The following is an 18888-nucleotide window of genomic DNA, read 5'->3' as shown; positions in this document are numbered from 1 at the left end:
ATGTCAGTCATATTTTTTGTAGACTTGTTCCTTACAAATTAGCGACTTAAGTTTTATTCAATCGCTAACATTTGGACCCTATGCTAACATTTGCCATCTCCGCTCGGGGTCAGAGTGGGGCGCATGTATCAGTGGAGTAAGCGATGCAAATACTAACAATAGATGTGGGCGGTACGACAGCCCTGTTCGAACTTCAGCTCGCGGGACATACAGAACAATATAAAATCCCCACAGGCGAAGGTTTTAAAATTGAAGAGTTAAATAATCAAATCGCTGCACTTGAACGCGATTACGATTTACAGCATTACCAATTAGCGATTGGCGTACCAGGACTCGTACAAAATAATCGTTTGGTTGCCTGTAAATCGTTACCCGGACTCAATGGTTTGAGTTTTGACACAGTGAAAACTCAAGGCGAGCTTAAGTTTATTTGCAACGATATGGATGCGGGTATGCAAGCCACGTGCGATGCCAAATATGCCTGTGAGTTGTTGGTCATGTGCGGCACTGGGATAGGGATGTCGATTGCGTTTAATGGGCAAGCTTTTACTGGAGCGACAGGGGTGGCAGGGGAGTTGGGCCATTGCCGCGTGATGACAGAATCAGGCGAATTTAGTTTAGAACAACTCGCCAGTGGCGATTCTGTACGCAGCCGTAACATCACCACTCAGGATGATTTATACCGTGCGGGCAGTTACCTTGGTATGGGGCTGGCGTGGACAGTAAATTTATTTAATCCCAATCGGATTTGGCTCGCGGGTAACATGATGAACAGTGCTCCTTACTACAAAGGCTGCCTCGAAAGCTTAAAGCAAATGGCATTGAGCGCGCCCTTAGCTGAGATGAAAATCAACCGCGTCGATGATATGGAAACCTTAGTGTGCCGAGGTTTATCTGTGATGCTCGCAAGGGATTATCCTCGCGCATAAAGATCATAGATGTTGTTCGCTTCTGGTTTTGAACTATTAGATTACAGTGGCTTAGTCCTAGCAATTTAAGCAGTATTAGCAGCATAAATAGTGAAATTGATAACAGGACAGGTGATGCCTTTGGCTTATCGTGTCCTGTTTTTTATGGCTAAAATAGTCAGCAAATCATTAATTATCAAAGTAAATATTAGAAATAGTTGAACTGTATTTAATTGCTTTCTTATCAGACCACTACCTTAGTTGATAATATTTTGTTGCATTTTTATTGCGCTTACGTCTATGCTGATTATCGCGATGACAACGTTGTCATTGCGTGTAAAAGGCAAACCAGTTGAAAAACTGGGACGCAAAGCCTCCGGTCTAAGGGTTCGTCTGTACCTATGATAGCGGGGATACCACAGGTTTTTCTTCGTGCAATTGTCTGTCGTGTTGCATGGTCTTAAGAGAGTGTTGTTTCCTGTCTACGCTTTGTTTGCCTTATTGATTCATATAAAAATTCAATAGGGATATCTCATGTTCAAGACTCAAATTTCAACATCAGCCTTGCTGGTGGCATCGGCGCTGGCATCTACCGTGAGTGTCAGTGCATTTGCCGCAGCGCCCGGCAAACCGACTATAGGTTGGGGCGAAACCAAGTTCGCTATTATCGAAGTTAATCAAGCCGCTACGGCTTACAATCAGTTGGTGACCATTAAAGATGCTGCCGACGTGTCCGTCAGCTGGAACCTTTGGAGTGGTGATGTGGGCAATAAAGCCCAAGTGCTGCTCAACGGTAATGTCGCTTGGGAGGGCCCCTCTGGCGCTTCGGGCACCGCTAACTTTAAGGTGAACAAAGGCGGCCGTTATCAGATGCAAGTGCAACTGTGTAACAGCGATGGTTGTACGGCGAGCGATGCCAAAGAAATCCTCGTGGCCGATACCGATGGCAGCCATTTAGTGCCACTCAATGCTCCGCTTAAAGAAAACAATCGTCCATACGATAACAGGTCGGGCAAAGTGGTCGGCAGTTACTTTGTAGAATGGGGTGTGTACGGCCGTAAGTTCCCAGTCGATAAGATCCCAGCACAAAATTTAACTCATATTTTATATGGCTTTACCCCTATTTGTGGTGGTGATGGCATTAACGATAGCTTGAAAGAAATCGACGGCAGTTTCCAAGCGTTGCAACGTGCCTGTAGTGGCCGTGAAGATTTTAAAGTCGCTATCCATGATCCTTGGGCGGCGGTCCAAATGCCACAGGCGGGCGTGAGTGACTACTCCGATCCCTACAAAGGTAACTTCGGTCAATTGATGGCGCTTAAGCAAGCCCATCCTGATCTAAAGATTTTACCTTCGGTTGGTGGCTGGACGTTATCTGATCCCTTCTTCTACTTTGGCGATAAAACTAAGCGCGATACCTTTGTCGCATCGGTGAAGGAATTCCTGCAAACGTGGAAGTTCTTTGATGGTGTCGACATTGATTGGGAATATCCAGGTGGTGGCGGTGCGAATCCAAACTTAGGTAATGCCAATGACGGTGAAACCTATGTGACCCTGATGCGTGAACTGCGCGCCATGCTCGACGAGTTAAGTGCTGAGACGGGTCGTACCTATGAACTGACTTCCGCAATTGGTATCGATGCTCAAAAAATGGCAAAGGTCGATTATCAGGCCGCTCAGCAGTACATGGATTACATCTTCTTGATGAGTTACGACTTCAATGGCGGTTGGACGAACACTGAACTCGGTCATCAAACCAATCTTTATGAGGCGAGTTGGGATCCTGATACCCGCTACACCACAGACAAGGGTATTAAAGCTCTGTTAACTCAAGGTGTTACCCCAGGAAAAATTGTGGTTGGTGCCGCTATGTACGGCCGCGGCTGGACAGGCGTGAATGGCTACACGGGCAATAACCCATTCACAGGGACAGCGACGGGCAAAGTGAAAGGCACATGGGAAGATGGCGTGGTGGATTATCGCCAGATAGTGAACGAGTACATGGGGAGCGGTTGGACTTACAGCTATGACGAAACGGCCGAGGCGCCATCATTGTTCAAGGCATCTACGGGAGATTTAATCACTTTCGATGATGCGCGTTCCGTTAAAGCCAAGGGCCAATATGTGCTTGCCAATCAGCTAGGTGGTTTATTTGCATGGGAAATTGATGCCGATAACGGCGATATTCTAAATGCGATGCACGAAGGTTTAGGTCATGGCGAAGGAACTACGCCACCGGTGAATAAAGCGCCGATTGCCAATGCAGGTGCGGATGTGAATGTCACAGGTCCCGCCGATGTGGTGCTCAATGGTGGCGGATCGCGCGATCCTGAAAATGAGGCGCTGACGTATCTTTGGACTCAAGTGTCTGGCCCAACGATTGCCATCGCAAACGCCGATATGGCGAATGCGGCGATTCAATTGGCTGCAACGCAAACTGATGTTGCCTATAGTTTTAGCCTCAAAGTGACTGATCCAGAAGGGCTATCTGCCACAGATTCAGTGACAGTGACCAATAAGGTGGATACTCCGAACCAAGCTCCCGTGGTGAGTGTAGCTGCCACTGCCACAGTGGAAGCGGGTAAAACTGTTAGCATAGTGGCGAGTGCCTCTGATGCCGACGGTGATGCCTTAACTTATGCTTGGACTGTGCCCGCTGGCGTGTCGGCAACCGGACAAAATAGTGCCACCTTAGTGGTCACTGGGCCTAATGTCATCGAAGCGACCAGCTATGGTTTGAGCGTGCTGGTTTCCGATGGTGCCTTAGATGCGAGCGCATCGACGAATCTGACCGTGACGCCAAAAGTAATCGGTGGTGGTTGTGATGCTACCGATCCTAATGCCGGTAACTATCCTGCTTGGCAAGCCAGTGTGGTGTACAACACGGGCGATACTGTGAGTCACAGTCAGTTGGTATGGAAAGCCAAGTACTGGACGCAGGGCAATACGCCATCTCGCACCGCTGATCAATGGCAGCTACTCAGCCAAGTTGATCTCGGTTGGGATGCGGGTGTGGTGTACAACGGCGGTCAAACTACCAGCTATAACGGTCGTTTATGGAAGGCGAGTTACTGGACTAAAGGTGATGTACCTGGCGTTGCGGCGGTGTGGGTTGATATTGGCGCTGCAAGCTGTCCTTAATCATCCAACATACTAATATTATTTGAGTTATAGAGACAAAAGCCCTGCGATAATGCAGGGCTTTTTATTATGCGATTAGGCTCATTGCAGACAGATTTAATCAATCTTAAGCAGTTCTACATCAAAAATGAGCACTGAACCACCGCCAATCTTGCCCGTGCTGCTGTTGCCGTAGGCGAGTTCACTCGGGATAAAGAAACGCACTTTATCGCCAACGACCATAAGTTGTACGCCCTCGGTCCAACCTTTAATCACCCGATTAAGCGGAAATGCGATAGGCTCGCCGCGATCAACCGAACTATCAAACACAGTACCGTCGATCAAAGTGCCATGGTAATGCACTGTCACTGTATCGCTGGCTTTAGGATGAACTGTGCCATCGCCTTGAGTTAACACTTGATATTGCAAACCCGAAGCTGTGGTGATAACACCTTCTTTAGTTTTGTTTTGCGTTAAAAATTCATTGCCTAAACGGATATTCTCTTGGGCGGCTTTTTGGCCGTTCATCGAGGTAAAGAAGTAAAAAATCACCCCAGCAATCACAGCAACGGCAAGTAACATTTTCATATAAAGAGCACCTTAGTTAATTTTCGCCATATTATCAGTTTTTTAGCTTGAGATGCTATTGGCACTCGCACCTGCATTGAGGGGGATATCTGTTGCTACCACTTCAAGGCGTTAAAAATCCCCTCAAGACTTTATCCCGCTTTAGAGATCGCTTAATCTGTTGGCTTAATACTCAATAAAAATTCAATAAAAACAGATAAAAACTAGAATTTAGATAATAAACAAGGAAAGTCTATGTTAAACAAAGCGGCAAAACCTTTGGTCAAACTCGTCGACCGATATCTACCCGATCCCTATATTTTCGTCCTTTTACTCACCTTAGTGGTGTTAATTGCAGCTGTGGTCGCAGAACACAAAACTCCGCTGGAAGTCATCAATTATTGGGGCGATGGCTTTTGGACCTTGCTGAGTTTTTCGATGCAGATGCTGTTAGTGCTGGTGGCGGGATTCATGCTGGCAAGCTCGCCGCCGATTAAAAAGCTGCTCGATGCGATTGCAGGATTCGCTAAATCGGCACCGCAAGCCATTATTTTAGTGACCTTGGTCTCACTGGCCGCCAGTTGGATTAACTGGGGATTCGGGCTAGTGGTGGGCGCGTTATTTGCCAAAGCCTTAGCGCGTAAAGTGAAAGTGGATTATCGGCTGCTGGTCGCCAGCGCCTATTCTGGCTTTGTGGTTTGGCATGGTGGGCTTGCGGGTTCTATCCCATTAACCATAGCAACGGCGGGGCATTTCTCTGAAGCACAAATTGGCATTATCCCCACCAGTGAAACCATTTTCGCGAGCTTTAACTTACTGTTAGTGGCGATTCTTTTTGTGGTCATGCCATTAGTGAATCGCTTTATGCTGCCTGAAGACAAGGACAGCATTTATGTCGACCCAAGTGCCCTTGACGACAAAGGCAGCGACCCCGCAGCTTCGGCGCTGGAGTTTACCCCTGCCAATGTGAGCGAGTGTCAGCTTGAAAGCCGACCTGCGGATAAGCTTGAAAATAGCCGCTTACTCGGCTGGAGCGTCGGTGGCGCTGGGCTTGTGTACTTAGGCTATTACTTTTGGGTACAGGGCGGCAGCTTAAACCTTAACTTAGTGAACTTCTTATTCTTGTTTCTCGCCATCCTCTTACATCAAACGCCACGCAGTTTATTAACCAGCTTGAATGAGGCCATTAAGGGCGGCGCAGGGATTGTGATCCAATTCCCTTTCTATGCGGGCATTATGGCGGTGATGGTGCAGTCGGGTTTAGCCCAAAGTATTTCGGAAGGTTTTGTGGCCATAGCCAGTGCCGAGAGCCTGCCATTTTGGAGCTTTATCAGTGCAGGAATTGTGAATATTTTTGTGCCATCGGGAGGGGGGCAATGGGCCGTGCAGGCGCCGATTATGTTACCCGCTGCCGAAGCCTTGGGCGCCGATGTTGCTCGGGTAGCTATGGCCGTAGCTTGGGGTGATGCCTGGACTAACCTTATTCAACCTTTCTGGGCACTGCCCGTGCTGGCAATTGCGGGCTTAAAAGCGCGGGATATTATGGGATTTTGTTTAATGCAGTTGATGATCACAGGCGTGATTATCAGTATCGCGTTGAGCTGGTTTTAAAGATAATAAACAGTGCAAAACTAAACAGGGTAATTCTATGATTACCCTGTTTTTTAGTTAAGGTTTCAATGATATTAATCGCTTGAACCATTTACTTTTTTTGTTGCTTCATCAGCAGTGATTTGACCAAATAGAGCTGACATCATATAGCTAATACGATTCGCAGCATTACCAAACTTACTCGGGTTCGCAGTATAGGGTACTTGAAACTTAACACTGCCAACTCTTTGGCCATTCTGAAATGCGTTAATTTCAGCGCTTTTTAAATATAATGCCAAGTCCCAAGTCCAATTGCCTTCATATTCTAATGTGAGTTTATTTAAATCATGTTTAGAATCATCAGGCTGCACTGTGTAGGTGTAATTATTTGCTTTTAGCCATGTCTCCATTGTTTCTTGGAAGCCGTCACGTGTTTCTTTATCTTTAATAATGACTATTTCTACATTGTTAGTATTTGTTTCTATTGGTTTTGCTGTATAGCGAGGTGCGGCACAACCCGATAGTATTGCAACACCCAAAACTGCAACTAAAAATTTTTTCATAATTTAACCTTTTGTTTTTGTATTAAAATAAGTTAAAGCGTTTTAGTGACAAACTTTAGATTTTCATAGAATCCATAGCTTGCTAGATAAACATATCTACGGCGCCGGTTTTTATGCCATAACCCAGCACGGCTAAGTTAGCGACAACGGTTAGCCAGAAGACGTTTCTAAATGAGGCTTTAACTGACTTGTGCCTTAACACGTTTTGGGCAAACAGGGCGCCGGGCCAACCACCCACGAGGGCGAGCAGATGCAAAGTGCTTTCTTTCGTGCGCCATTTACCGCGTTTTGCGGCGGATTTATCGATAGCGTAGGCGATAAAGGTTAGCAGGCTCAGTGTGAGGTACATGCCCGCAATGCCGTAGGGCAGCATATGTTGCTGCGCTGCGCCGATTAAACCAGCAAGAAAAATCACCACCAATAACAGCGGCATAAGGCTTGAGCCTGAAGTGGCTGCATTGGATTTTTGAGTACGGCTACTTTGGGCTCGATTGTTTGTTTGGGCACGATTGTTTGAAGTGCGACTGTTCTGAGCACGACTGCTTTGTGGTCGATTCTTTTGAGCACGATTAGTTTGAGGTGAAGCGCTGTTGCCCGTTTTGGCTGGTTTTGAATTCGTCATTATCTGGTATCAATCTCGTGTCAGTGTTTTTAAGCTTGCTAGCGTTCTTGTGATGCAGCGTATTTTTTAAACGCGAGGTGGCGCCAAAGTTTTTCCAATGGCCCTTGCTTGAAATAGCGTAAGTACAGGCTGGCTAACAGTAATTGCACTACTGAATAAACCAGTGCCATGGCCATGTATCCCCATCTGTCTAGACTCAATAGCAATTCTGGAGCTAAGTGCCTAAACACTAACACGCCAACGATGGATTGCAGAATATAGAGACTAAAAGCAAGCTTGCCAACATTTTGCAATGGAGTCAGTCTATTAGGATTGTTCTGGCAAATTTTAACCATAATATGAATGTAAATCAGCGCCATTGGAATAGCGCTTAGCATGATCAACACATCTGAAAACGTCACTAGAATAGGATTATTGCTAAAGTCTAAACCGATATCGAGTAGCGATACCGTCACACTGGCGAGCACTAATTTCAGCAGTTGTGGCTTGCTAAACCCCCGCTCAAAAGTTCCCTGTTGATACAAGGCCATGCCGAGCAACATTAAGCCCGCCGTAAACCACATTATGGTAAAAGGGATCACCAACGCCATATAACCCACTTGTATCAAATGCAGGAACAATTGGTCGGCATAGCTTGAGGTCCATGCTCCGTATTGCTCTGCAAATAGACTCGATTCTCGAGTGAAAGGTTCATCGCTGCCCGTAAAGCTAATCAGCGTGATGATCACTAAGGCGCTTAAAATAAAAATATTCGCTTTGCGCTTAAGGGCTTCAATACTTAAATCTTTGTAACACAAAGCTAAAAATCCGCTTATCCCATAGGTTAATAAAATATCACCTGGCCAGATAATGATGCCGTGGAGTAAGCCAAACACCATTAGCCATTTCAAACGTGAGCGCAGTAAAGGATAAGCTTCTAGACCTTTGGCGCTAAATCGCTGATATTGAATAAAAAGCCCGACGCCAAACAAGATGGAAAACAGACTGATAAAGCGCGCCTCGATGAAAAAGTTACTGAACACTTTGATTATGTGATCCGACATCGGCGGCGTTTCGTGGGGCGCATAGCCAAAAAAAGTAATGCCCATAAAATAGATATTCATAAAAAATATCCCCAACACGGCTAAGCCGCGAATGGCATCGAGATTGGCATTACGCTGTGCAGGAATCGTCATGACGACTGGCTGCGTGGAGTCTGTTCTTGACCAAGGGTCTTTAGGTAAGTTGGCTGGCACGTTAGCTGAGTTCCTTTCGCTAGTAAGCATGTTCCACTTTTCACTGGGATTTGGGAGGGCTAGCCTAGCAGGCGCTAGCCCCCAATGAAATACAGCCAATACAAAAAGTGAAATACAAAAAAGATAGCAAGTGAAATATAGAAAGTGACTGAGAAGAGTGAAGATCCACTACTCGCCGATATCTTCGTTCCAGAGTGTGGGATGGCTAGCGATAAAGTCGTGCATCAGTTGTTTGCACTCGGCGTTATCGACCACAGTGACATCCACACCGCGGGATTTAACATAGGCTTCTGGTCCTTGGAAGGTGGTGTTTTCACCGACGATGACTTTAGGTATGCCATAAAGTAATACCGCGCCGCTGCACATGTCACAGGGCGATAGGGTGGAATACAAGGTCGCTCTTTGATACTCGGCGGCGCTAAATCGGCCGGCATTTTCGAGGCAATCCATTTCGGCATGCAGTACTGAACTGCCTTTTTGTACCCGTTTATTGTGGCCGCGCCCGACGATTTTGCCATCTATCACTAATACTGAACCAATGGGGATACCGCCCTCGGCGAGTCCTTGTTTGGCCTCTTCAATGGCTGCCGCTAAAAATTCATCCATCTTGATATCCTTAAAATATGAACCCTGAATATTAAACTCAGCATAGCACTCGTTTGATGGACAATCTAAATGGTTTTGATTTGTTGCTTTAATAAGTCCCTCAGGCTATCGAGAATTGGCTGCGAAGCTATTTCTGGTCGATAAATCAGGCAGATATCGGCGGGGATGGTTTGTTTTAATTTAATAAACTTTACCCTAGGCCAAGGTTGTGAAGCATAACTTTGCGGCACTATGGATACCCTATTATCGCCAGCGATGATGGCCATCAAGCTATTGGGCTCGACCATTTCCTGTACTAATTTCGGCATAAATCCTGCGGCCTGACAGCTGGCGATAATCAAATCGCTAGAGGCGGAGTTGGCACGGCTGAGTAAGGTGAAGGGCTCATCTTTGAGTTCACTCAAGTCGATGCTTTTACGTCTGGCTAAGGGATGTTTATTTGCCAGCGCTAACACCATAGGTTCGCTGGTGATGGTTTCGGCGATGAGGTTCGGCAGATTTAAGGTGTCGGCGTAGCGCACTAGGCCAAAATCGATTTCTTGATGCGCTAAGGCGACTTTTTGAGTTTCAGGTGATAACTCTTGAAAGATCAGCTCATTTTCAGGGCATTGCTTGCGAAAGCTTTTCAGTATGTCACCAAATCCCATCCAAAAAAGCGAGCTCATGATACCAATTCGAATATGGTTTCTATCGAGTCGCCCAAGCTGAGCCACTTGCTCCAATGAGGTATTCACCAGCTCGAATATTTGCTCGCACTTTTCTCTTAACAATTGGCCGTAGGGTGTGAGCTCCACTTGTCGAGTGCTGCGGGTGAACAGCTCAACGCCAAGGAGCGATTCCAACTCTTTGATTTGTGCGCTCAGCGGAGATTTCGATAGATGCAGTTGCTCGGCAGCAGCGGTAAAGTTTTTCACTTCAGCCACTCGATGAAAATACCGCAGCATCTTCAAGGTGACGAGTTCTGGTGCGTTTATCTTGCTCATCTCAGGCTCACTGCTTTTTAGTTATTGTCCTTTTTATCAGCACAATAGTGCGATTAATCGCGATTATTTGCAACCCCAAGCCCGCTTATACTATGGGTCGTTTACTCTTTCATTCCTTTGCTATGAGGTACCTTGTATGAGTCATGATCCTGTTATTAATGCCCTTGCGACGATTCGAGCCCGTAAACCGAATTTCTCTCCCCGCGCTGCTATGATTTTGGGCTCAGGGCTTGGCGCGTTTGCCGATAATTTAGATAACAAAGTGGTGATTCCCTATGAAGATTTAGATGGCTTTCCCGTGAGTACCGTCGTCGGTCACTCGGGAGAGCTGGTGCTCGGCAGCTTACATGGCGTAGATATAGTGTGCATGAAAGGCCGCGGGCATTTTTACGAGCACCAAAGCATGAAAGTGATGACGACGCCGGTACGTACTTTCAAACGCTTAGGGTGTGAATTGTTACTGGTGACTAACGCTGCGGGGTCATTACGACCAGAGCGGATCGGCGTGGGTTCATTAGTGATTTTCAGCGATCACATTAACACTATGCCGGGTACGCCCATGACGGGCGCAAATGATGATAGTTACGGTCCACGCTTTTTTAGCCTAGCCAATGCTTATGATAAAGACCTGAGAGCAGAAGCCTTAAGTGTCGCAAAAGCGGCTGGGATTGCAGTGAATCAAGGGGTATTTGTGTCTTACTCTGGCCCGTGTTTTGAAACCGCGGCTGAAATCCGCATGATGCAAATCATCGGTGGCGATGTAGTGGGAATGTCTGTGGTGCCAGAGGTGATTTCGGCGGCGCATTGTGGTTTGCCCGTCTTGGCTGTGTGTGCCATTACCAATATGGCCGAAGGATTGGGGGATGTGCAGTTATCCCATGAACAAACCTTAACATGTGCCAAGCTTGCCGAAGCCGACTTTATCCGTTTGATTGAGCGTTTTACCGCCAGTCATTTTGCTTAACATCTTGTTTAACTGGGCTGCTATATAGGGTAGTGCTGCGATAAAGGGCTGCTATTTTAAAAGCTCGTATTTAACAGGTCGAACTAAGCTCTCGTATTTAAGAGCTCATATTGAAGAGTTCGGATTTAAAAATCCGCACTTAAAAATCCTTACTTAAAAGTGAGCGAGCAAGGCGCCGTGCAATTGCGCTAACCGAGTTTTTTAACGAAATACGGCTGAAGGCTAAAAAAGTAAAAGGGAGCTTAGCTCCCTTTTTAGATGCTGACATTAAGCACAGCGCTCGTGTAAAACGCTTATTTCTGTGGTTTTTCTGAAATCCACAACTTGATATGTCCTTTCACCACAACCACACCTTGGGTGTCGTAGGCGGTAACGGGGACGAGCATATCGCCGGGAGTCCATTGTTCTGGCGTCACTTCGGCGATACACAAAATATCGCTGCCGGCTTTAGCGGTATAATCCAAACTCATGCCCTTAGGGATCCAACGTAAATGCTTTGGAATTGAGGCTTCGGCCATCACGCCCATGGCCATTTCTAGGCCGTTACAAATCGCAATCACATGCACAGTTTTTATATGATTATGAACGGCATGGCGTTTTTTAATTAAACAGGCGCAATGATTAAGGCGTAATTCAGTGATCAGTGGTTTGATGGTGCCGAAATAGGGCGCCATGCGTGAAACCATGATTGAAAACAGTTTTTGGCCGAAGGGATAACGGCGCGTCTTATGGTAGAGCGCGAGCACTTTATTTGGTTTTTGTTCTGCAGTGCTAGAAGAGTCTGTCTGGCTCATGGTCATCCTTAATAATGATGCAAAAGGGTATTGTTATCTTGAGCCTGTTCCAAGTTGAGCTTGGACTGCTCTGGTCGGATGAGTGTAACATTAGGATAACAAGAAATACCAGTCGGCTCAATTAAGCAAACTTCATTTCGCGGTTTTTAGTGTAACACCGTATAATTGCGGCCAATTTGTCGTTTAGCGGCAATGGTATATTGATTTAACTACAAGGACTCACAGTGAAATATTTGCTGACGTATTTTAAGGGAATGGCCATGGGCGCTGCCGATGTCGTGCCAGGCGTTTCGGGCGGCACCATAGCGTTTATTACCGGTATTCTCGATACCTTGCTCGACAGTGTAAAACGCATCAATCCTTCCCTTTGGGGCGTGATTAAGTCGCAGGGCATAAAAGGGGCATTTGCCCATATTAATGGTGGTTTTTTAGTGAGTCTGCTGGCGGGGATCCTGACCAGTATTTTTACCTTTGCTAAGCTGATCTCTTGGTTACTGGCGACGCATCCGATCCCGATTTGGTCGTTCTTTTTTGGGCTTATTATTATCTCTGTTGTGCATATGCTTAAGCAAGTGAGTGGTTTCACTGTTGCACGATTAGGTTTATTTGCCTTAGGTGTGCTGGCCGCATGGGCGATAACTGTGTTAAATCCGGTCGCGGTAGAAGCCAGTTACATTAATATCTTCTTCGGTGGCGCGATTGCGATTTGTGCCATGGTATTGCCGGGGATTTCAGGCAGTTTTATCTTATTATTACTGGGTTTATATCCCGTGGTTTTAGCCGCGGCAAAAAATATTCAGCTGGATATTTTGGCCTGTTTCGCCGTTGGCGCTGTGATGGGATTACTGACATTCAGTCATCTATTGTCGGCACTGCTGCGTAAGCACCACGATGCCACTATCGTGTTTCTAACCGGATTAATGTTAGGCACCTTAGGTAAAATTTGGCCATGGAAAGAAACCTTAACTTGGCGGACTAACTCCCACGGTGAGCAAGTGCCTTTGCTGGAGCAAAATATTTCGCCGCTTAATTTTGAGCAAGTGACGGGCCAACCTTCGCAACTCGCCTTTGCGATTGTGTGTATGCTGGCAGCGATTGCACTGGTATGGGGTTTAGAGAAAGTGGGTAAAAGGGATTAATCCTTTATTTAATACCCTTGATATAACGTTTCCCCTATCAAAGCAGCGAGCCTTCGCTGCTTTGTTGTTTTCGCCCCAAAGGCAACAGATATTTAATTTTCATGGTTTTTTTGTACAATACTTAGCCTTTACAGAGGTGTGGCTTTGGTTGAAGGCACCTGTATAAATTCAGTATGAGTTTGTCGTTACGATAAGGATGTTTTGTGAATAAGAATACCGTTTCATGGGCGGGCGCCGCGCTCGCTTTCTTCGCGTTAACCCATGTGATTACCAATAGTATCAATAAGCAAGATGTCGGGCTCTCACCTGAGCAACGCACGCAGATGGAAAACACCTTGCAGCAGTATGGGCCCAAGGGCAAGGCATCTCAATATGGCCAATATGCTCAAGCCGATAATACCAATCTCACAACTGACAACTCCCTCAAGAATGTCCGGCATATCTACAGTAATAAAGGTGCTTTTGCGGCACTTAGGCTAGATGGCAGCGTGGTGACATGGGGCGATCGTCAGTGCGGTGGCGACCATAGCGCCGTGGCGGCTGAATTAGTCAATGTAAAAAGCATTTTTGCTTCGACAAATGGGTGTGGTTTTGCGGCATTAACCCAAGACCATCGACTGGTGATTTGGGATATGGGGGATGCACCAGCATTACTTAAAGATAAATTCACGCAAGTGGCAGATTTTGTAATGCGTGATGATCTGTTTGCCGCCATAAAACGAGATGGCAGCGTCATCAGTTGGTCTATCGTGGATGGGTCTTTGGATGAATTAAATCACGGAATTTATTCAGCGCCAGCGTTGAAGAATGTGCAGAGTGTGAGTATCAATGATGCAGCATTTGCTGCGTTACTACAGGATGGCACTGTGGTGACCTGGGGTTCGGCCTATCACGGTGGTAATAGTCAACACCTTGCCGCAAAACTTAAGAATATTAAAGCTGTTTATGCGGCGCCAAGTGCCTTTACTGCCGTGACTCAAAACGGGGAGCTAATGTCTTGGGGGAGCGTCAATGATGGTCAAGAAAGCCAAAGACAACTGGCTAGACTCAGTGAGTTTACGGCAGTTACCAAAGTTGTTCATTCAGTATTTGGTTTTACTGCATTAATGGCTGATGGAAGAGTCTATGCGTGGGGTGAAGGTTTTTTGCCAGAGAGTCGTGTACTTTTTCCGTTAGCCTTAGCGAACTCGCCTGCTAATAGCCAAGAAAAAGTCATTGATATTGTAGCTAATGATGGCGCTTATGCTACGTTAAAAGCGAATGGCGATGTTGTAGTTTGGGGTCATAAACGCCATGGCGGTAATGCTTCGGCCGTGCAAAATAAGTTACAACATGTACGCGTACTATATGCGATAGATACGGGGTTTGTTGCGCTGCGAGAGGATGGCACATCAATAGGTTGGCAAGGAGCAGAGGATTTAAGTGGTGAACCTATGATGCAAGAGATTACCGATGTAGTTCAAGTGGTTACGTTAAATCAGAGTTATGCTGCGTTGAAAGCGGATGGCACTGTAGTAGAGGATAGCGCGGGACCTAAGCTTGGTGTCTCTGAGGTTATCGAGCTTATCCCAAGTGTTATGGGATTTACCGCTAAGCGACGTGATGGGAGCCTTTCTGTTTGGCAATTTGGCGGGCTGAGTTGGCATGCTAAAAAACAAGATATTGATCTAACCGATGTCATTGAGGTGCGTGGCAACATATCAAACATGATAGCGCTCACTTCTGATGGTAAAGTTTTGACTTGGGATCTGTTAGGGAGTGGCGGTGAAGCTGATGCTGATATGTCATATTAAAACGAGGCTGGAATATTTCATTTCAGCCCGTTGATTCAATCATGCACGCAATTAAGCTTGATTGGCTTTGATTTCCCGCAGATAGCGATAAATCGAATGTACCGAAATTCCTAAACGAGTCGCGGCCACTTGGGCGCTGTCTTTGAGCTCAAAAATACCTAACTCATGCAATTGATTGACGATTTCACGGCTCTTCTGTGAGGGTGAAATCCCAGGGTTGGAGCGCACTTCATGGTTGATACTGTCAATAGTGCTATGGAGCGCTTCATCGATATTGCGGGCAAATATCTCTGGTGAGCTGGTTACTTCAGTGCTGAAGAGATTATCCGGCATCATAGTGCGCAGTACAGATTGCAGCGGCGCATCCATGTCGCTGTTAATGCACAGCAAACCTATGGGCTGATTTTTACTGTTGCGGATAACTGTAGTGATCGATCTTAGCGTCTTACCATTGGCGCATTTAGTTAAGTAAGAGTTAGAAATATCCTGACCTGTCTTGAGTTTAAGCAAGGCAAGGTTGGTTATCGGCGCACCCACTTCTCGACCTGTGACATGGCCATTGGCAATTTTGACCACAGACGGATGTTTCGCATCTAGGCTGTGCAATACCACTTCTGTGTGCTGACCATACATAGCTGCGATGCCATCGACGATATTTTCGACCGATTTCAGAATATCCAGATCACTTTGCGTTAAATCTTGCAGTTTCACAATTTCAACCTTTGGTTATTAACCCGCCATTATTCAGCGGGTTAAAATCATTATGCCGACATAATATCGATAATAGTGACATCTGTGGATGACATGCCATTGAGGATCATTTTGCCAATGTTTTTAATGGTTTTTTCAACATCGGTAGCAATAATACCTTGGCCGGAGACATTGTGACTACTGAGTGCCATCAAAAATGAGCGTACGGCCGCACTGGAGGACGTGCTGACCTTCATGGCGCAGGAAGCTTTAGCACCGTCACACACCATGCCCGAGCTGTCACTGATCACGTTTTGAATCGCGAAACAGGATTGTTCGAACGAACCTCCCGCCAAATACACCATGGCCATAGACGCGGCGGCGCTGGTGACTGTATTGCCACAAAATGCCGACAGCGGTGGGTAATGGGACTTGATATAAATCGCCCCGAGATGGCTCATGATCAAGGCGCGGGCTAGCTGTTCTTCCGAAACCTTGTAACATTGCGCCGTTAATACCACGGGAATGGTCGCGGCGATGCCTTGGTTGCCACTGCCAAGATTACTCATGGCGGGCAAATTAGCACCGCCCATGCGCGCATCTGAGGCTGCAGCCGTTAACATGACGATTTTATTGAGTAAATCTTCACCAATAATGCCGGCGGCTATGCCGCTTTTCATGGTGCGGCCGACTTCGAGTCCATAGGGATTGGCCATGCCTTCATCGGATAACTTGCCGTTTAACTCAGAGGCCTCGAGGATGAACTTGATCTCTTCGAAGGGGACTTCTTGGGCGAAGCGATAAATGGATTCGATAGTGATATCCACGCCTTCACAGATGGAACCCGTGGCTTTAGCTTGCGTGCTATCGGCACTGAAGACGGATTCGCCGTTGAGGCGCTTCTCGGCGATCAGTGTATGGCCACCACAGATTTTCACTAGGGCTTCGCGGTCGCCTTTTTTTGCGATAACGCAGCAATAAATAAATTCTGCGGTTTCAGTGCGCTCGACTGTGACTTTACCCGCATCGATCAGTGCCTGTGCTTTGGCGACTTGCTCCGGCGTGATCGCTGCCAATACTTCTAAGCCCGCATCTGGATTACCGGCAATGGCGCCTGCAGCAGCGGCAATTGCCAGACCAATTTTGCCTGTACCAGGTACAAACACACCCATAGAGTTTTTATAAAGATTGTCAGACACTTGTACAGCAATTGAATCGGGCTCAACACCCAGTAAGGCGCGAGCGACGGCGGCGGCGTAAGCGGCGGCGATGGGCTCAGTGCAGCCTAATGCGGGCTTAACGACTTGTTTGATGATGTTAATATACTGCAGCCATTGGGGTTTCATCAGCTTACAACCTTTTGTTAATACTTAAATTTTCACGTGTGCTATCGCTTCAACTTCCACTTTAACACCCAGTGGAAGATCCTTCACCGCAAAACAGCTACGCGCAGGGCAGTCGGTTTTAAAATAGGTTTTATACACTTCGTTAAAGGCGGCAAAGTCACTGATCTCAGCAAGATAACAAGTGGTTTTGAGAACCGTTTCTAAGCTACCGCCACCTGCTTCAAGCACGTATTTGAGATTGTCTAGCGACTGAATCGATTGTGCGGTGATCCCACCGTCAACCACGCCGCCTTTCTCTTTACAAACGGGTAGTTGGCCAGAGGTGAAGATGAGATTGCCATAGCTCGTACCGTGTGAATAAGGGCCAATGGCTGCGGGAGCGTTTTCTGCGTGGATAATGGTTTTCATTGTCTCTCCAACGTGCAAATAAAATTGAATGCCGCGGTCGGCTGATGTGCAACATTATTTGTATTTTTTGCATTTATTGCAATTATTTTTTAATAAATTTCACTTGCTAGTGTGATTTGTGCGCTATTTATCCCGTTTTTAGCTAAGTTGTGAGCGTTAACTCTTTGTTCAACAAAAGTTGAGTATAATGGTTGCTGAGTTTGTTTTGTTCAAATATATTTGCACAAAATAATAGCAACAAGGTAAAGGTGAAATAATGGATGCAACAATTACTGCTGCACAGTGGAAAGCAGATACCCGCTTCGATGGTACGGATTGGGGCTGGATAATCATGAGTATCGGTATGGCAATTGGCGCGGGGATCGTGTTCTTGCCTGTTCAGGTCGGTTTAATGGGTCTATGGGTGTTCTTACTGTCAGGCATTATTGGCTATCCAGCCATGTATATGTTTCAGCGGTTATTCATCAATACCTTAGCTGAATCACCTGAGTGTAAGGATTACCCGAGTGTGATTTCGGGTTACTTAGGTAAAAACTGGGGCATGTTGTTGGGCGGTTTGTACTTCATCATGCTGGTTATTTGGGTGTTTGTGTATTCAACGGCCATTACTAACGACAGTGCTTCTTTTTTGCAGAGCTTTGGGGTGACGAAAGACTTGTTGTCACATAATCCCTTCTACGGGTTAGCGCTGATCTGCGGCTTAGTTGCTTTAGCATCCCGCGGCGAAAATCTACTGTTTAAGATCTCCACTTTTATGGTACTGACTAAGCTGGGCGTAGTGGCTGTGTTAGGGCTATTGATGGTGGACAAGTGGGATATCAATAATATTGGCGCTATTCCGGCAACGGGAGATTGGTTAAAAGATGCGGTCGTTATGCTGCCTTTTACGCTGACATCGATTCTGTTTATTCAAAGCTTAAGCCCTATGGTGATTTCATACCGTTCACGGGAAAAATCTTTAGCCGTGGCGCGCTTTAAAGCGATGCGCGCGATGAATATTGCCTTTGGTGTCTTGTTTGTCGTGGTGTTCTTTTATGCCGTATCATTCACGCTCGCTATGGGTCATGAACAAGCGGTGCGTGCTTCGGAAGAAAATATCTCGGCCTTGGCCATGGTCGCCCAAGGTATGCAGGGGCAAACGCTGAAATTACTGAGTCTGACACTGAACATTTTTGCCGTCATGACGGCTTACTTTGGGGTGTATCTTGGTTTTAGAGAAGCTTGCCAAGGGCTAACCATGAATATGCTGCGTCGGTATATGCCTGAAGATCGCATCAACAAAAAGCTTGTCGGTTACGGCATCATGATTTTCACGATTCTACTGTCGTGGGGCGCGATTGTATTGAATGCGCCAGTGCTGAGCTTTACATCGATTTGCAGTCCAATCTTTGGTTTGGTCGGGTGTTTGATCCCTGCTTATTTAGTGTATCAAGTGCCTGCACTGCATAAGTACAAAGGTGCGTCGCTGTACATCATTATCATCACAGGTTTATTGCTGTGTGTATCACCTTTCTTGGCGTTTAGTTAGCAGGGTTAAAATGGGGGGAAGTTAAGCTTTGA

At 46.4% G+C, this 18888-nt stretch carries 17 protein-coding genes and 1 riboswitch; of the genes, 7 read left to right on the top strand and 10 right to left on the bottom strand.

Going from position 1 to position 18888, the window contains the following annotated elements:
• Positions 1-143 precede the first annotated feature (143 nt).
• On the top strand, positions 144-929 hold the full coding sequence (locus Q4Q50_RS09770; RefSeq protein WP_115334163.1) for an ROK family protein: 786 nt from the start codon (positions 144-146) through the stop codon (positions 927-929).
• Positions 930-1240: 311 nt separating this feature from the next.
• Positions 1241-1329: riboswitch (cyclic di-GMP riboswitch) on the top strand.
• Positions 1330-1442: 113 nt separating this feature from the next.
• Positions 1443-4049: a glycosyl hydrolase family 18 protein gene (locus tag Q4Q50_RS09765; RefSeq protein WP_311899175.1), complete on the top strand. Its 2607-nt coding sequence runs from the start codon at positions 1443-1445 to the stop codon at positions 4047-4049.
• Between the two features lie 96 nt (positions 4050-4145).
• Here Q4Q50_RS09765 and bamJ read toward each other — a convergent pair whose 3' ends face one another.
• Entirely contained in the window at positions 4146-4616 is a 471-nt protein-coding gene (gene bamJ, locus Q4Q50_RS09760) for a BamJ family beta-barrel-assembly machinery protein (RefSeq protein WP_115334165.1), read from the bottom strand.
• Between the two features lie 234 nt (positions 4617-4850).
• On the opposite strand from bamJ, the gene Q4Q50_RS09755 reads away from it, so the two are divergent.
• Positions 4851-6206, top strand: coding sequence for a short-chain fatty acid transporter (locus Q4Q50_RS09755; RefSeq protein WP_311889364.1), 1356 nt, complete (start codon positions 4851-4853; stop codon positions 6204-6206).
• A 74-nt stretch (positions 6207-6280) separates the two neighbouring features.
• On the opposite strand, the gene Q4Q50_RS09750 is transcribed toward Q4Q50_RS09755, so the two are convergent.
• The 5 genes from Q4Q50_RS09750 to Q4Q50_RS09730 form a co-directional block, all read right to left on the bottom strand.
• A complete protein-coding gene (locus Q4Q50_RS09750) occupies positions 6281-6748 on the bottom strand; it encodes an Sbal_3080 family lipoprotein (protein WP_261273167.1) in 468 nt (155 codons plus the stop codon).
• Positions 6749-6830: 82 nt separating this feature from the next.
• A complete protein-coding gene (locus Q4Q50_RS09745; RefSeq protein WP_311889363.1) occupies positions 6831-7370 on the bottom strand; it encodes a DUF1294 domain-containing protein in 540 nt (179 codons plus the stop codon).
• A gap of 38 nt (positions 7371-7408) precedes the next feature.
• Positions 7409-8605 carry a DUF418 domain-containing protein gene (locus tag Q4Q50_RS09740; RefSeq protein ID WP_311899174.1) on the bottom strand — a complete coding sequence of 399 codons (1197 nt, stop codon included), beginning with the start codon at positions 8603-8605 and terminating at the stop codon, positions 7409-7411.
• A 168-nt stretch (positions 8606-8773) separates the two neighbouring features.
• Entirely contained in the window at positions 8774-9211 is a 438-nt protein-coding gene (locus Q4Q50_RS09735) for a nucleoside deaminase (protein WP_071938312.1), read from the bottom strand.
• Between the two features lie 65 nt (positions 9212-9276).
• Complete coding sequence (locus Q4Q50_RS09730; protein WP_311899173.1) at positions 9277-10194, bottom strand: LysR family transcriptional regulator; 918 nt, start codon at positions 10192-10194, stop codon at positions 9277-9279.
• Between the two features lie 136 nt (positions 10195-10330).
• On the opposite strand from Q4Q50_RS09730, the gene xapA reads away from it, so the two are divergent.
• Positions 10331-11158: a xanthosine phosphorylase gene (gene xapA / locus Q4Q50_RS09725; protein ID WP_311899172.1), complete on the top strand. Its 828-nt coding sequence runs from the start codon at positions 10331-10333 to the stop codon at positions 11156-11158.
• Between the two features lie 293 nt (positions 11159-11451).
• On the opposite strand, the gene Q4Q50_RS09720 is transcribed toward xapA, so the two are convergent.
• Positions 11452-11952, bottom strand: coding sequence for a hotdog fold domain-containing protein (locus Q4Q50_RS09720; protein WP_006085741.1), 501 nt, complete (start codon positions 11950-11952; stop codon positions 11452-11454).
• A 224-nt stretch (positions 11953-12176) separates the two neighbouring features.
• Here Q4Q50_RS09720 and Q4Q50_RS09715 point away from each other — a divergent pair, with 224 nt between their 5' ends.
• The gene (locus Q4Q50_RS09715; protein ID WP_259481833.1) at positions 12177-13091 is read left to right on the top strand and encodes a polyprenyl-phosphate transporter; all 915 of its coding nucleotides are present in this window, start codon (positions 12177-12179) and stop codon (positions 13089-13091) included.
• 203 nt (positions 13092-13294) lie between these two features.
• On the top strand, positions 13295-14884 hold the full coding sequence (locus Q4Q50_RS09710; RefSeq protein ID WP_311899171.1) for an RCC1 domain-containing protein: 1590 nt from the start codon (positions 13295-13297) through the stop codon (positions 14882-14884).
• 51 nt (positions 14885-14935) lie between these two features.
• Here Q4Q50_RS09710 and Q4Q50_RS09705 read toward each other — a convergent pair whose 3' ends face one another.
• From Q4Q50_RS09705 to Q4Q50_RS09695, 3 genes are read right to left on the bottom strand one after another with little or no spacing between them, the layout of a single operon-like run.
• Positions 14936-15595, bottom strand: coding sequence for a helix-turn-helix transcriptional regulator (locus tag Q4Q50_RS09705; RefSeq protein WP_006085738.1), 660 nt, complete (start codon positions 15593-15595; stop codon positions 14936-14938).
• Between the two features lie 50 nt (positions 15596-15645).
• Positions 15646-16920, bottom strand: coding sequence for an L-cysteine desulfidase family protein (locus Q4Q50_RS09700; protein WP_311899170.1), 1275 nt, complete (start codon positions 16918-16920; stop codon positions 15646-15648).
• 24 nt (positions 16921-16944) lie between these two features.
• Positions 16945-17328, bottom strand: coding sequence for a RidA family protein (locus Q4Q50_RS09695; RefSeq protein ID WP_126492465.1), 384 nt, complete (start codon positions 17326-17328; stop codon positions 16945-16947).
• Between the two features lie 256 nt (positions 17329-17584).
• On the opposite strand from Q4Q50_RS09695, the gene Q4Q50_RS09690 reads away from it, so the two are divergent.
• The gene (locus Q4Q50_RS09690; protein ID WP_311899169.1) at positions 17585-18856 is read left to right on the top strand and encodes an SLC5/6 family protein; all 1272 of its coding nucleotides are present in this window, start codon (positions 17585-17587) and stop codon (positions 18854-18856) included.
• Positions 18857-18888 lie beyond the last annotated feature (32 nt).

Source organism: Shewanella scandinavica, assembly GCF_031932065.1.
In the GTDB taxonomy this organism is placed as follows: domain Bacteria; phylum Pseudomonadota; class Gammaproteobacteria; order Enterobacterales; family Shewanellaceae; genus Shewanella; species Shewanella baltica.
Note: the sequence above shows the minus strand (reverse complement) of the source record. Positions and strands in the feature narration are given on the sequence as shown.